Source organism: Vibrio sp. D173a, from assembly GCF_030248475.1.
This window is the reverse complement of sequence record NZ_JAHGAH010000131.1, coordinates 1-14,731: the sequence shown is the minus strand read 5'-3', so window position 1 is coordinate 14,731 and position 14,731 is coordinate 1. Positions and strand designations below refer to the sequence as shown.

At 46.2% G+C, this 14,731-nt stretch carries 11 protein-coding genes and 2 pseudogenes; 7 read left to right on the top strand and 6 right to left on the bottom strand.

Annotation, left to right across the window (positions count from 1 at the left end; translation table 11 throughout):
- Positions 1-142 precede the first annotated feature (142 nt).
- The 3 genes and pseudogenes from KIV40_RS14635 (at position 143) to KIV40_RS14625 (ending at position 1,996) form a co-directional block, all read left to right on the top strand.
- Positions 143-1,054 (top strand): LysR family transcriptional regulator, encoded by a 912-nt coding sequence (locus KIV40_RS14635; RefSeq protein ID WP_285349908.1) that lies wholly within the window; start codon positions 143-145, stop codon positions 1,052-1,054.
- Positions 1,055-1,073: 19 nt separating this feature from the next.
- A pseudogene (locus tag KIV40_RS14630) lies at positions 1,074-1,448 on the top strand (MmcQ/YjbR family DNA-binding protein).
- A 5-nt stretch (positions 1,449-1,453) separates the two neighbouring features.
- Positions 1,454-1,996 (top strand): nucleotidyltransferase family protein, encoded by a 543-nt coding sequence (locus tag KIV40_RS14625; RefSeq protein ID WP_285349906.1) that lies wholly within the window; start codon positions 1,454-1,456, stop codon positions 1,994-1,996.
- A gap of 7 nt (positions 1,997-2,003) precedes the next feature.
- Here KIV40_RS14625 and KIV40_RS14620 read toward each other — a convergent pair whose 3' ends face one another.
- The gene (locus KIV40_RS14620; RefSeq protein WP_285349905.1) at positions 2,004-2,927 is read right to left on the bottom strand and encodes a LysR family transcriptional regulator; all 924 of its coding nucleotides are present in this window, start codon (positions 2,925-2,927) and stop codon (positions 2,004-2,006) included.
- 121 nt (positions 2,928-3,048) lie between these two features.
- On the opposite strand from KIV40_RS14620, the pseudogene KIV40_RS14615 reads away from it, so the two are divergent.
- The 4 genes and pseudogenes from KIV40_RS14615 to KIV40_RS14600 all read left to right on the top strand — a co-directional run bounded on the left by KIV40_RS14615 (position 3,049) and on the right by KIV40_RS14600 (position 5,960).
- A pseudogene (locus KIV40_RS14615) lies at positions 3,049-3,717 on the top strand (SDR family oxidoreductase).
- 129 nt (positions 3,718-3,846) lie between these two features.
- A complete protein-coding gene (locus tag KIV40_RS14610; RefSeq protein WP_047476335.1) occupies positions 3,847-4,476 on the top strand; it encodes a GrxB family glutaredoxin in 630 nt (209 codons plus the stop codon).
- Positions 4,477-4,486: 10 nt separating this feature from the next.
- Positions 4,487-5,578: an alkene reductase gene (locus tag KIV40_RS14605; protein WP_285349903.1), complete on the top strand. Its 1,092-nt coding sequence runs from the start codon at positions 4,487-4,489 to the stop codon at positions 5,576-5,578.
- Between the two features lie 184 nt (positions 5,579-5,762).
- Positions 5,763-5,960 carry a hypothetical protein gene (locus tag KIV40_RS14600; protein ID WP_285349902.1) on the top strand — a complete coding sequence of 66 codons (198 nt, stop codon included), beginning with the start codon at positions 5,763-5,765 and terminating at the stop codon, positions 5,958-5,960.
- Between the two features lie 143 nt (positions 5,961-6,103).
- Here KIV40_RS14600 and KIV40_RS14595 read toward each other — a convergent pair whose 3' ends face one another.
- From KIV40_RS14595 to KIV40_RS14575, 5 genes are all read right to left on the bottom strand, one after another.
- The gene (locus tag KIV40_RS14595; protein ID WP_005429653.1) at positions 6,104-7,162 is read right to left on the bottom strand and encodes a toxic anion resistance protein; all 1,059 of its coding nucleotides are present in this window, start codon (positions 7,160-7,162) and stop codon (positions 6,104-6,106) included.
- A gap of 15 nt (positions 7,163-7,177) precedes the next feature.
- Positions 7,178-7,645 (bottom strand): phospholipase D-like domain-containing protein, encoded by a 468-nt coding sequence (locus KIV40_RS14590; RefSeq protein WP_285349900.1) that lies wholly within the window; start codon positions 7,643-7,645, stop codon positions 7,178-7,180.
- Positions 7,646-7,686: 41 nt separating this feature from the next.
- Complete coding sequence (locus tag KIV40_RS14585) at positions 7,687-7,881, bottom strand: hypothetical protein (RefSeq protein WP_285349898.1); 195 nt, start codon at positions 7,879-7,881, stop codon at positions 7,687-7,689.
- Entirely contained in the window at positions 7,882-12,744 is a 4,863-nt protein-coding gene (locus KIV40_RS14580; protein WP_285349896.1) for a DNA repair ATPase, read from the bottom strand. It lies immediately after the preceding gene.
- Positions 12,745-12,801: 57 nt separating this feature from the next.
- Positions 12,802-14,731: peptidase (locus KIV40_RS14575; RefSeq protein ID WP_285349894.1), on the bottom strand; the 1,930-nt coding region annotated here is incomplete at its 5' end.

The window sequence follows — 14,731 nt, the reverse complement described above, 5'->3', positions numbered from 1 at the left end:
TATCTATATGTTGCTCACCAATAGTGATTTAGATCTATGAAACACTCATAAATTCAATTATGTCAGATAGCAGATTTGTGATTTATAAAAGAAATTGTGCACAATACCTTAAAGAAACCTTGTTTAAAAAAGGGGAATAACAATGGACAAATCTCTACAGCAATTTTTACTGATTGCTCGCTGTCAAAGCATAAGTGCCGCCGCAAGGATGGCCGGACTAAGCCAACCGACAATGACGAGTAATTTAAAAAAGCTGGAAGAGTCTCTTGGCGTCACACTCTTTGAACGCCACCAAAGCGGCATGGTTCTCACCGAGTTTGGTCGTATTCTCTATCGTCATAGCGATGCGATGCAGCACGAATACAATCAAATGATGCAGGGCATTGAAGAAAGGAAACAGTATCAAATCGGCAAAATAAAAATAGGAACCGGAGACGCATGGTGGCCTTTGTTCGTAAAGCAAGCCTTAGACGAACATTTGTCTCATCAACCATCCGCATCTACACACGTAGAATTTGGCAATCATTTGAGCTTAATGGATTCTTTGATTAATGAGCAAATTGAACTCTTCATTGGTCATGAGATTGTAGGGTTGTCGTCAAAGTGTGATGTTACTTTTATTCCTTTATTTCAGACTGTTGACGCCTACTTTGTCTCTTCCAATCATCCACTTTTGGGTAAGGTGGTGACGAAACAAATGCTCCATGAATACCCCGCCCTATCCGTCACCTATGATGCAAAAAAGTTTAACCATGTTTTAGACAACCCAATTCCAAAGCAAAACGAAAGGGAACGTCAGCAACTTGATAACCGCCCAACTTACGAGGTCGATTCGTTACTTGCGAGTATTGATGTACTAAAAAGTGGCATAGCTGTGATGTCTTATACCAGCCACCTGAGCGATTACTTACAATCGTTAGGGTTGAAAATCTTAACCGTGGAATCACAGCCCAAGCCGGGTACTGTCGGCATCTATCGTCATAGAAGGGAAACCTCGGAATCTCACTTGGCTTTGATTGCACACATCACTAAGTTAGCACAAAATTTAAGCTAATCACTATTGAGGTAACCCAATGACATACGATGAATTTAATCAATTCTGCGGTTCATTCGCTGCCACTTCCCATGTTGTTCAATGGGGCGACGCGCATGTTTGGAAAGTCGGTGGAAAGGTATTTGCTATTGGCGGTTGGAGTAAAGACAAGCAGCCTGCATTTACGTTTAAAACTTCCCCTTTAAACTTCGACTTTTTAAGTGATTAAGAGGGCTACATTCCTGCCCCTTATTTCGCAAACCGTGGCATGAAGTGGATTCAACAAACAGAAACCTCCGGGCGCCTAGACGAAGATCTAAAGTACTATTTATCAGAATCTTATCGATTAGTTGCACTTGGCTTGAGTAAGCGAAAACGCGATGAATTGGGCATTGAACTGCCACCAGCGAAGTAATGCCGATGCTTGAAGATAAACTTGCTCAGTTGTTGGCAAAGGATCCAATTCGCGTTCAAGCATTGCAATGCGTCCGCTCGCTAGATTTACCAGATTGCTACATTGCTGCGGGCTTTGTGCGAAACTTAGTTTGGGATCACCTTCACCAGAAGCAAAATCCAACACCATTAAACGATCTAGATGTTGTTTATTTCGATCCGAATGAGTTGGACGAACAAGCCTACCTCAAATACGAAGCTCAACTAAACGCCTTAATGCCAGAGCTCAACTGGCAAGTTCGCAATCAAGCAAACATGCACCTAAGGAATGGTGATGAGCCATACCAAAGTACCTTAGATGCGATGAGTTACTGGCCAGAAAAAGAGACAGCGGTCGCTGCCAGGTTGAGCGAGAATAGCCAGATAGAGTGCATTTCAGCGTTCGGGTTTGAGTCTTTGTTTGAAGGTCAGGTTACTTACAATCCGAAGCGAACATTAACGCTGTTTCAATCTCGGGTAGAATCCAAAAACTGGCTAATCACATGGCCTCAATTGCAGGTTGCCGTCTAAGCCTTGCTTACTCCGGAAACCGACTATGAAAACGCTCAATCAAGAAGTCCAAAAACAAACGAAGTCGCTTGGGTTGATACTGGCGGCTCAGATAAATCACGTTCAAATCTGCGCCTGCAGAAGAAGTCGATGCGTTGAAGTTCTTCATATAGCCATTTAACACCGTCACTAAACGCTGCTGTTTGATGTCCTCTTGCACATCGAGAATCGATTTCAACGCAACACCCGCGCCATCTAACGCCCATTGACGAATCACTTCGCCATCATCAGAAAACCGCTTCGGTACGACAGTAATGACATTGTGCTGCTCTTCATCTTGAAAGTGCCATGTTTTCAACTCTTCATTGCTGCGGACCATGGCTAAACAATCGTGCTGTGCTAAATCTTGTGGCGTGATCGGCGTGCCTTTCTTTGCCAAATACTGAGGAGAAGCGCAAAGCACTCGGCGACTGGACGCCAGTTTGCGAGAGATAAGGTTGCTGTCGGCTAGCTCCCCATATCGGATAACAATATCCAAACCGGACTCCGCCAAGTTGGATAGATTATCGTTCAAATACAGATAAGGGATCACATCGGGATGGAGCTGACTAAATTCCGACAGTATTGGCGAAATATATTGCTTACCAATATCACGAGGAGCCGAGATTTTAAGTGTGCCGCGCACTTCTTTGGTGCCAGTTTGGAGTAAGTTCTCCGTCTCTTTAACGCTGTCGATGATTTCCAGACACGCCTGATGGTACATAGCGCCAGAGTCCGTCAGTGAGATATGCCTTGTACTGCGATTAAGTAATTTCACCCCATAACGGTCTTCCAGCGACTGCAATCTTGCCGTTACTGTTGCTGGCGATAAGCCGAGCTCTCTGCCAGCCGCCGCCAGCCCTTGGTTCTTCACTATGCTGACAAACAGCGTCATATCCGAAAACTTGTCCACATTCTCTCCTAAAACCTCATTATTCGACTGAGCTGAATAATCAATTCAAATATTACCCAATTATCAAATTTCTTCCAATACATATACTGGCTCGAACGAAACGAGATTGGAGAAGCAAATCATGAAAACAGAAAAAACTGTCTACATCGTACTCGGTGGCACATCAGGTATTGGTGCTGAACTTAGCCAATAACTTGCAAGCGACAATGCGGTTGTCCACGTAGCAAGCCGAAAAACAGGGCTAGACATCAGCGATGAACAGTCGGTTTACCACTACTTCGAAACCATTGGTGCTTTTGACCACCTGATCGTCACAGCAGGTTCTTATGCTCCGGCAGGCAAAATCGTAGACGTGGAAGTTTCCCAAGCAAAATACGCGTTTGATACCAAATTTTGGGGTGCCGTCAACGCGGCGAAACATGGCGCACGCTACATCAAGAAAGGCGGCTCAATCACGCTAACTTCCGGCATGTTATCGCGCAAAGTTGTTGCTAACACCTACGTAAAAACCGCGATTAACGCGGCCATTGAAGCGACCACGAAAGTACTGGCGAAAGAATTGGCTCCGATCCGAGTAAATGCGGTCAGTCCAGGTTTGACTAGAACTGAGGCGTATCAAGGCATGAATGAAGACGACAGAAATGCCATGTACCAACGCACGCAAAATAGCTTGCCCGTAGGCAAAATAGGCGAAGCCAGTGACGTTGCAAAAGCTTACTTACTTCTGATTGAAAACAGCTACATGACTGGCACCGTGATTGATGTTGATGGTGGCGCACTGCTTGGTTAACAACACACGCTTAGCTAACAGGCTGAGTTAGCTCCGAGCTTCAACAACTAATTTCATCCCTACTGGTAGCCCTGACTTAACGTCTCCCGAACAAGCGGGGCTGCCCAATTAAATCACTAGGAAAACACTATGAAACTCTACATTTACGAACATTGCCCATTCAGTGCTCGCGTCCGCTACGTTGCTGGCATGCTGAATATCCAACTCGACGTCATCAATATTGCTTATGACGATGACAAAACCACAACAGACCTGATTGGAACCAAACAAGTACCACTTCTTATTAAAGACAACGGTGAAGCGATGGCAGAAAGCCTAGATATCATCGCTTACTTCCTTGAACTGGCTACATCAAGTGAAACAAGCCAACCATCTCAACAAGCGCTGGATTGGCAAAAAATCGCTTTTCTTCCGCTGCAAAAAGTGGGTTACCCACGTTGGTCAAACATGGATTTACCAGAGTTTGCCACTCAGTCTGCACAGCAAGCTTGGCGCGCAAAAAAGGAAACTGACGCACTCAATTTTGATGCACTCCTGCAGGACACTCCAAACATTGCCAAAGAGGTCGAAGCGCTCATTGAACGTGTGAAAAGTGTGTTGAATCTCGACTCTTATCAGCATGTGGCTTTGGTAGACGAAGCGATCCTATTTTCTATTTTGCGCGGGTTCTTCAGTGCCGCAGAAATCCAATGGGACAACACCGTGAAAGATTGGATGGAATCGGTAAGCAGCAAAACCCAAGTGCCACTGCTTAAGTAAGGAGCCGATAATGAGCAAACTATTTGAACCAGCACAGCTAAAACAACTGGATCTACAAAACCGCGTAGTCATGGCACCAATGACCCGAGCGCGCACCAGCCAACCGGGGAATATCCCAAACCAAATGATGGCGACTTACTACAAGCAGCGCGCAACCGCAGGGTTAATCATCTCTGAAGCCACCCAGATTTCAGACGATTCGCAGGGTTACTCGTTCACACCAGGCGTCTACACTGATGAACAAGTGGCAGGCTGGAAAACCGTCACTCAAGCAGCAAAAGAGCAAGGCGCAGCGATGTTTTGTCAGTTATGGCATGTTGGCCGTGTATCACACCCGACATTCCAAAAAGGCGAACAGCCTATTGCCCCATCAGCACTAAAACCCGTAGAAACCCAAGTGTGGATTGCCGACGAACAAGGCAATGGCAGCATGGTCGATTGTGTAGAGCCACGAGCCATGACTCAAGCCGATATTGACCGTGTTGTGAATGATTTTGCCCATGCAGCGAAACGTGCGATTGAAGCTGGCTTCGATGGCGTCGAAATCCACGGCGGTAATGGTTACCTGATTGACCAGTTCCTACGTACCAATTCAAACCACAGAACCGATAACTACGGCGGAACTCGCGAAAACCGACTTCGCTTTTTGTTAGAAGTGGTCGATGCGGTGAGCGAAGCCATTGGGGCCAACAAAGTGGGAGTACGACTAGCGCCATTCATCACTTTCAAGGACATGAACTGCCCAGACATTGTGCCAACCATCCTCGAGGCATCGAAACAACTTCAAGCTCGTGATATTGCGTACTTGCATCTGTCTGAAGCGGATTGGGACGACGCACCAGTGATTCCAGAAAGCTTCCGCATCGAACTGCGCGAATACTTCACCAATACGATTATCGTGGCTGGCAGTTACACCCAAGATCGTGCTGACGAGGTACTTGAAAAAGGTTATGCGGATTTAGTCGCTTTTGGACGCCCGTTTGTTTCTAACCCAGATTTGGTGGCGCGCTTACAGCATCAACAACCTCTGGCAGAACTGGATGGTTCAACACTATTTGGTGGCAATGAACACGGCTATACCGATTATCCGGCGCTTGGTTGAAAGGTTTTACCCGCTTCTGAAAAGGCTTTACCCGCTTCTGATAGCGATTCATAGCGTGCCGTATTTCTCAAATTAATCAGTTGTTATCCCATAAAGAGAAAAGCGCAAAGTAGTTCAACGTTTTCTTGTGTTTAGGTGTAATAAACTGGCTGCATATTCAGAATGCAAATTTAGGAGAACGCTCGTGTCTGATGAAAATTCAAAACAAGAAGTGACGGTTGTTGATATTAAAATGCCATTTATGTCGATGGTGATCTTTATGGTCAAGTTCGCTATCGCTTCAATTCCTGCGATGATCATTCTAGGGATCATCTTCAGCATTTTAGGGATGATATTTGGCGGAATGTTCGGTGGCATGTTCCACGGTTCTGGTCACGTGTAAGCGCAATCACCGCTGATGTGGTTTCTCTTAAGTTCGGGATAAAGCCACGCTGTCTCTTTTACCAAAAAATCACTCCCTATTTTCTATTACTCGTTAAAAGTAGATAAAAAATAAGTAAGGGAGTGGTTTCTCGATGGTTCACCTTACAAGGTTTGCTCAAGAGCTTGTTTAAGTTCTGCCTCTGCTCGCTCAATCACTTGTTGAGCCTGCTCGCGTTGCGCTCTGCCTTCCTTCACTCGCGATAGCGTATTGTTCAACGTTTCTATCGTCAGTTGATTCACGGTCTCTAGAGAATCGAGATCGAGAATGCCACGCTGGTAGTTTTCTGCAATTTGTTCTTCTAACGCCTTCAGTTTCTCTGCGTTTTGCACATATTGCTTATTGGTGTAATCCTTCACCGCACGCGTTACCTTCAACGCTTTCTCTTTTTCATAATTGGAAATCGCAATCAAGAATTGGCGCTTCCACAATGGGAAAGTGTTGTGCACGATATCTTGAATGTCTTCCATCAGCATTTTATTGCCTTCTTGAGACAATCGAATCTGAGGTGCGGTTTGGATAGCAGCCAGGCGAGTGAGCTCAAGGTTATGCACGCGCTTTTCTAAACGCGCAACGGCTTGAGTCGCATCACGGTATTTCTGGGCATCTAACGCGTCACCACTTTGCTCAGATTGTGCCAGTAAGCTTGGTAATACATTTTGCGTAAGCTGGTTTAACTTGTACTTACCAGCGGCGATGTACTGCTCTAATCCGCCGAGCAATTCTAAATTATGGTCATAGAGCGTATCGAGCTGGCTAATATCATGAGCCAACTTCATCTCTTGTGCTTCTAAACGTCCTGAAAGCTGTTCCAATTGGCTTTTCACTGAATCAAAACTTGCCGAGAATTTTTTGAATGAATCAAAAAGCTCACCGACTAAAGGAAGCCTCGATAACAAGCTGGTTTTGCCTAAATTTGAAAATTCAGCGCTGTCCATGGACGATACCATTGCATGCAAAATATCGCCCGCTTCACCGCTGTCGCGAACACGAACTTGCTCTAACACTTCGTCAGAGAAAGCCGTGATTTTTTCCAGCGCCTCTTTACCAAAAGTGATCGTCGCTACGCTATCAAACGCATCAAATTGCTCTGCGAGTGCGACGATTTGAGGAGTAGCGTCCACCTCAAGTACCTGATGTTCAGAATTCATCAATTCGGTCATGGGATCTCCCTATATTTATGACGGCTTATGGCAAGGAAACTTCTGCCATAGCGTTTCAAATTGTCTTAAGAACGCAGAAACAAACCTGCGGTCGTCGGTAAGCGTGATATCTTCCTGATTGTATTTAGAAGCGCTGCGTGTCCAGTTAAAGCTGCCATTAATCAACCGCTGTTGGTCGAAGATCGCGAACTTATGGTGCATGTGGTATCGAGTCGTATCAATTTTGACCGCCACGCCCTGTGCTGCAAGGTATTCCACATCACTGCCTTTATCGTACATTTTGTCGTTGTCGGTCACGATTCGGACCGTCACGCCTCTTTTATGCGCGGCGAGGATCTGATCGGTTAAGTCGTTATCCGCGATAGTGAAAACACAAATGTCCACCGAGTGACGAGCCAGCTTCAGCTGTTCAATGATGCCGGACGCACAGGCTCTACCTGGAGAAAACCAACTCAACGCGGTATCTGCCGAGTTCTCACTCATGACATTGTCTAAAACCTTGACCACGCGCTCTAACCAGCGAACTAAAGCGGCTGCATCACCTTGATTTGGATTTCTTGCTGCACGAGCTTGAAGCTCATATTACGCAGGTAGGCGCGGTCTTCATGACTTAATACCGAGTCCTGCAGCTCCGATTGGAGCTCTCTTCGCTCACTATCATCTAGGCGGTAATCTTGTATCGAAGCCTCTAGCCACGCAGACCATTTCTGTCGATCCATTTAGCTCCCCTCCTGATCATGACGACCAAATCGAGCAACATGCTGATTCAACATAGCAAGTTGCTGCACAACCTGTCCTGCTCGGTCTTCGGAATCACCCATCATTTGCTGACGCTGATACCCTTCTTTGATTTCAGACCAACGTGCTTGCTGTTCATCCGTCATGTCACCACGTAGCTCTGCAAGCTTGAGTAGGTTTTCCTCAGTGCCCGCGGCCAGCGTTTGTGCTTCACCCTGATAGTGATCTTGAAGCAGCGTATTCATCTCTTGGTCAGTCATCACTGACGAGATTTTCTCCGCCAGTTTATTCATGTTTCGATACGAGCCTTGCAGCTTGAACGGAGGTTCGACACGATACTGATCCGCTGTCGCGGCTGACTTGATGTACTGCTGATTCACCTTCAAGACAATTTGCTGCGCCATGATCAGTTTTTGCAAGGTTGTCACGATCTCGCCCGATTCGATCGCAGAATAAGAATGGCTCATCTCACTCAGCGCGATGCTTTCTCCCTCTGCCATTCTGACAAAGCGGTACAAATCATTCAGGTCTCGCGTTGCTAAAGGCGCAAGCACGTTGTTGGAGGTGAGCGAGTTTTCGATAAAGCTTAAATCGAAGATCGATTTCTGGTCAGAGAGCATATCACCGAGGTTGTAGATGTCCGCACGGTTAGCCAACATGTCTGGGATTCGGAACGCTTCGCCACTCTCGGTGTACGGGTTACCCGCCATCACGACAGCAAACTTTTTGCCGCGCATGTCGTAGGTTTTCGTTTTCCCTTTCCAAGTGCCTTCTATGCGACGCGTGCCATCACAGAGTGAGATGAATTTCTGTAAGAATTCGGGATGGGTGTGTTGAATATCATCCAAGTACAGCAACACATTGTTGCCCATCTCGAAAGCGAGGTTAATTTTCTCAATTTCGCGCGCCGCATTTTGATCAGGGGCGTCAGCGGGGTCGAGAGATGTCGCTTGATGACCGATGGATGGGCCATTGATCTTCATGAACACCAAACCTAATTTGTGTGCAATATACTCAATTAACGTCGTTTTACCATAACCAGGCGGAGAGATAAGAAGTAGCATCCCCATCAAGTCAGTACGCTTTTTATCGCCTAACGTGCCCATTTGCTTAGCAAAGTTGTCGCCAATAAGAGGTAAGTAGCTCTCACTGATCAGCTTGTTGCGCACAAATGACGTTAATGGGCGAGGTTTAAACTCACTAAGACGGAAATCTTCCTTAGCAGAACTCAACAACTGGGCGCGCTGGGATAGATAAGCTTCAAAATTCGGAACGACCGAGCTTCGGTGATGTTCATTTCTTTGAATAAAGTCATCCAATACGAGCTCTAAACTGCCTTTGCTAATTCGAGTGTGCTCTCCCAGTAACCCTTCGACATGACACACTAATGAAAAGTCGACACTGGCTAGCCTTTTCTCAGACAAGGTATTCACCACTGCCACCGTCGCCGCTTCGCATACGAATGCCTGACCGTATTGCTTTTTCGCAGTGTACGCACTTAACCACTGATGATGATCGTTAAATGATTCGGTAAAGCTGAGCGGTTGAGGTTGCCAGCCCAAACTGCGTCTAAATTGCAAATAATCTTCGCAGAGAGAAAGGGAATCCTGACTCACTTCGATTTGCCAATCTTGCCCACTCAATAGCTGCGCAAGGTAGTCAGCGGCTTCATATTGATCATCATTTAGGGAGTCAACCAGTTGTTTTTGCAGCTCTTGATACGCTTGCGATGCATTTAAATGCTCTCGCAATAACTTCGCGTTTTGCGCCTGTTGTTGATAGTGACCTATTTGGTCAGCATCTTGCTCTAATAGCCACAAGATGGCCTTCGAGCGCGCGGTTTGGCTGTAACGCAGTAACCCCGCTTGCTGATAAACAGGCAGCACTTTACGTAAAATGTTGACCGCATCATGATCGTGGATACCTTTGACATACCCTTCTCGATAACGTGGTGCTGCAAAGCGTTGAACAAGTTCGTTCAACTTATTTTCTCTCAAGGCATCATAAAGCTTATCTAGGCTCTGCCCATCTTGATTGATAGACGCTTGATGCAAGATTAAGTACGCCAGATACTCCGCTCGATAGACTTCCTCACTCTCTGAGGCAACGTCTAAACGAGAGACGGTTTGCAGATCAAGAAATGCTTTGTCTTCTACCGCTTGGTAAAAATCCGTACCGGAGATGTGAAGCGCCAACTCACCACTTTGATCGACCAAGCTGAGGTCAAGTGGTTGCTGGTTGACGCTAAATCTATGCTTGCCCAAGCGCAGAACCGTTCCACCTTTCTCGAAGATGTCTTGGTTATCTCGTAATGCACGTAGCGATTGGTCTTGAAGCGACTTCAATTTTGAGTCAACGCTGTCTGCTTTGACACTGTCGCCAAGCTCACGAATAGTCTGAGACAACTGTTGTAGCTTGAGTACCATTGCGTCGGTAGCAAAGTAGCTGTTCAGTCCTGCAACATCATCGAATCGCTCAACGCGTTTTTCTATGCTGCTCATGGTGACGTTGGCAGCTTGAAGTAAGTTTTGTACTCGACGTTGTTGACCTGCAATAAGCTGTTGCTTGTGGTTATCCAACGTTGATTGGATCTCATCACGCTTTGAATAAATCTCGCTTAAAAACTGGTCGAAATCCGCGAAGCGCGACTCTAACTTATCCAATTGCCCAACGAGCTTAGCAAGCTGGGTATCACAATCATCTGGCGTTAACGCTTGCTCCATTGCACTGCTCACAGACTGGCTGAGCAGCTTAAATTGAGCACTGAATTCCGCTTGAGCTTCTTCACTTTGTAAGCTTTGAGATTTTGCTCTTAGCTTGGCTGAAACAGTGTTAAGTAGCGACGTTACTTCTGTGGTGAGGTCTAAGATTCGAGTTGCTTGTGTCGGGTCTTCGGTTTCGATGTCCGTGACTTCTTCCGTCACTATCTGGAGCTCATGACGAAGCGTTTCCACTTCTTCATTAAGCTTCTGAATCTCCGCCGTTTTGGTTACTTCTTCGAGCTGTAATTCAATTTTTTGAATTTGCTTCTTTAAAGGGACGTACGCTTTTTCGTCTTGAAGAAGAGTGAGCAAATGCAGGTTAAGTGACTCGCGCTGTGCCTGTAATTCTTCAAGCAAACGGTCAACTTGAACTTCATCAATGTAATGTTGCTGACGGAGCGACATAGTCACACCGACTTGCCCTTTTACTTCACTAAGCAAACTCAGTAATGTGTTCGCTTGCTCTTTGGGGGCCAGTTTGATTTTGCCAATGAGCTCGGAAACGGCCAATTTTTGCTGATCAAGGCTGCTTGAAGCATGTTTTTGTAACTGCTGAACTTTGGCAAACTCATCGATGATCTTATCGGTAGTCCCCATGAGTTCATTGATCGCACTGCCTATTCCGCAAGCGTAATCATGATTGAGCCAAGTGTAGTGATCGAGGGTCGAGCGACACTGCTTGATAAGTACTTCATAGGCCGCTTGAGTTACTTCTTCACTCTGCGCTAATTGGCAAATCGAAAGAACAGAAGACAGCGCTCGAACCAACTCAGTATTACCAAGATTGAACAGTGGACTGCTGCCTTGGGTTTGCGCGTTGACTTTCGCATAGTGCTCTGGGGTAGAAAATGGCGTATCCCAAATCCTCATCGGGTGGATAGTCGACGCCTCTTCATTCTCAGACAATTGAAACACTAACCAACGGCCATCTGGGTATAAGCTGTAACCGTGGCTCTCCATTGGTGCTTCAAATTTCTTCTCAATCAAGTTGTAGGTGTACGCGATGTAATAACCTTCAACGGCGTTGAAAAAGATATAAAGAATATCCTCACCATTCGGTGACGTGATCTGCTGGAAGAACTTGAGCTGGTCAGCGTCAAAGGCGAACTGTTTGTCTTCACCATTAGATAGAACGTAGCCATTGGCGTACAGCACGCCATGATCTTCAGGTAGCGTTTTTGCGCTTGCTCCTAATGCATCAGCCCTTACGACGGACTGAGTCACTGAATTGTAGAGGAAGTATCGAGCGTGTTTTTCTCGGTTTGGCTTTACTCGTAGTGCAATTAAGTCTCCGACAAACGCGTAATCGATGTGTGCGTCAGCCACGCTTTGGTGTGGGTCTTCAACGTCTTCTCTATAGATACCTTTACCATCTTTGGTATTGTCTTCCACCTTGATGGTTAAGTCCCCGCCAACACATTCAACAAACAACTTATCTTGAATAGACACATGCGGATGATCGCCAAGCACGTGGTCATCTCGCGTTGTTGGGATCCAATCAAAATCATGTTGAGGAACACTGGTTAAGGCGTTCTGACCTAAGGAATCAATGTACTCGATAGAATGAGCGTTGATCTGAAAACGGAAGACTTTTCTGTCTTCTGGACGCATGCCAATTTGGAAGGCGATATAAAGCGTGCTTTCTTGACGAGAGATTTGAGAAAGCTTTGCGTCTCGGTAGTACGTAAACAGTTCCGTCAATTCATGGCTAAAACGGGAATCGGATAAAAAACTGGATTCAAGTGGAAGCGGCTCAACACGAAATGTACCTTCATTTTCGTGGAGGTGATAAAGCCCAAACACATCGTCTAATGAAGGCGTCGCTTTCATCCCAACTTGCACATGATAACCGAACAATAAATGCTGGTTTACCTGAGCCATATCGATTGGAATGCACTTAGCATCGGTTTGAACATTGACCTTACCGATCAATTTAAAATCTTGGCCGCCAAACGTTTCTTGGCGTTGCTGATTGAAGGATTGGGAGAGAGACTTTAGCTGGCTGCCTTGCTGCAACAAACGCGTCTTTAAAACATCGTATGCACCAGCATCACTCACCGCTTTTTGAGTCATATCTGACATGCTAATACCTATAAATCCCGCTTACGAAGAAGCGGGATTTTTTAGAGAGAGTGAAAATTATGATTTATCGCTGGTTGTCGTATCTAGGGAGCTTTGGATTTTCTTCATTAGCTCCGCAGCGCCACCTTGTGAATTCAGTAAACTCGCGAGCGCGACATTACTCAAATCACTGCTTTTCAGTTCTGTACTCTCTAACACGTCTTTGATGTCTTGCGGCAGGCTACGGTTGCCATTCACATAATCTGAGACCAGTGGGTTAAGAACCTCTGATTCATTAAACTTCGCATCGACGACAGCGGCATCCATGATAGTGCGACGGATTTGCTCCATACCTTCACCGCCAAACAAACGGATATCGGCTTTCGATAGCGCCTCACCCAAGGCTTGAGCGTTCGCCCCAACCACGGTTTTCTGAGCATCAATGCGCGCCAATTCAAGGTCTTTCTCTTGTTGCAACTGCATCACCCACTTGTCGTGTTCACGGGTGTGATCGTCGTATTGCTGAGCCGCCTCGAAGCGAGCTGTCTGCGCTTCTGCTTCTGCTAGGCCTTTAGCACGTAGAGCTTGCGCTTCCGCTTCACCGGCACTTTGTAAGGTGTAAGCTTCTGCTTCACCCGTCTCTTTGATCGCAAGTGCACGTTCGCGCTCAACTTCCACTTCAGCAAGACCCGTAGCACTGATCAGCTCTTTTTCTGCCTGTGCCATACGCTCTTTTGCTGCAGCTTCACGGTCTTTCGCTACAAACTCAGCTTCTGCACGCTTGGTCGTCACTACTTGTTCCGCTTCGGCTTGACGTGTCTTCACCGCTAGCTCGTTTTCCGCATCACGCGTTTTCACTTTCAGCTCAGCTTCGTTCTCAATCAAAATACGTTCAGAACGTTCGCGAGCGGCATCTTTCTCTGCACGAGCGGCAACCAGCAGTTCAATCTGTGCAGATTCAGCAACCGCTTCTGCTTCCGTCAGTTTGATGCGTTTTTCACGGTTAACTCGCTCATTAACGCGTAGGTTTTCCGTCTCTTCTTCTTCGCGAGCAATCTTACGTTCGATTTCTACTCGTTGAGAACGAGTTTCCGCGACAGACTTCATCGCTTCTTCTACCGTCGTCTCTTTCTGCATTTCTCGCTCAGCAACTTCTGTAGAAGTACGAACTCGCTCAGTCTCTACTGAACGGTTCAATTCTTCTTGTTGAATTGCCACTTGGCGTTGGTTTGCGATACGCGTCATCTCGACTTCCATCTCGACGCTTTCGCGCTTCTTGGCCACTTCTTCTTCAGTTTCCAGCTCCGCTAGCTTAGTGATTCGCTCATATTCTTCACGTTTTTCAGCGGCCAACGCTTCTTCTTGCGCTTTGATAATATCGATTTCACGCTGAGTGCGGGCAATACTCTCTTTTTCTTGCTTATCAAGCTGTAAGCGGTTTGCTTCAGCTTCAACATTTTTCTTCTTGATCGTTGTGCGTTCATCCTGACGAATCGCGTTGGTTTCCGTATTCTTTTGCGCTGTGATGGCAGAGATCTTACGGATACCTTCTACGTCAAGAATGTTGCCCGGGCTATGGGCGTCCAGCGCGGTTTGGTCAACTTTATCGATAACAACGTCGTAGATCTTAAAGCCATCCATTTCGCTACCGATGACTTCAACAACGGCATCGCGGAAAGCGCGGCGATTCGTTAACAGCTCTTCAAATTCAAACTGTTTTACTGCCGTTTTCAGTGCTTCAGAGAACTTAGGCTGGAAGTGCTCTTTTAGGCGCTCTAGGTTAGAAGCATCATGAGCAGTAAAAAGTTTAGCAACACGAACAATATCTTCTTCTTCGTGATTCACACCGATGTAGAAATCAACTTTAAGGTCCGCACGAATGTTGTCTCGGCAATGAAGGCCTTCGTATTCTTCGCCTTCTTGATCTTTGCGGCCACTTCGAACAACAGAGATCTTCTTACGAGTAATATCCATAAACTCAAATTTGTTGAGGCTTTGTTGCGTAATT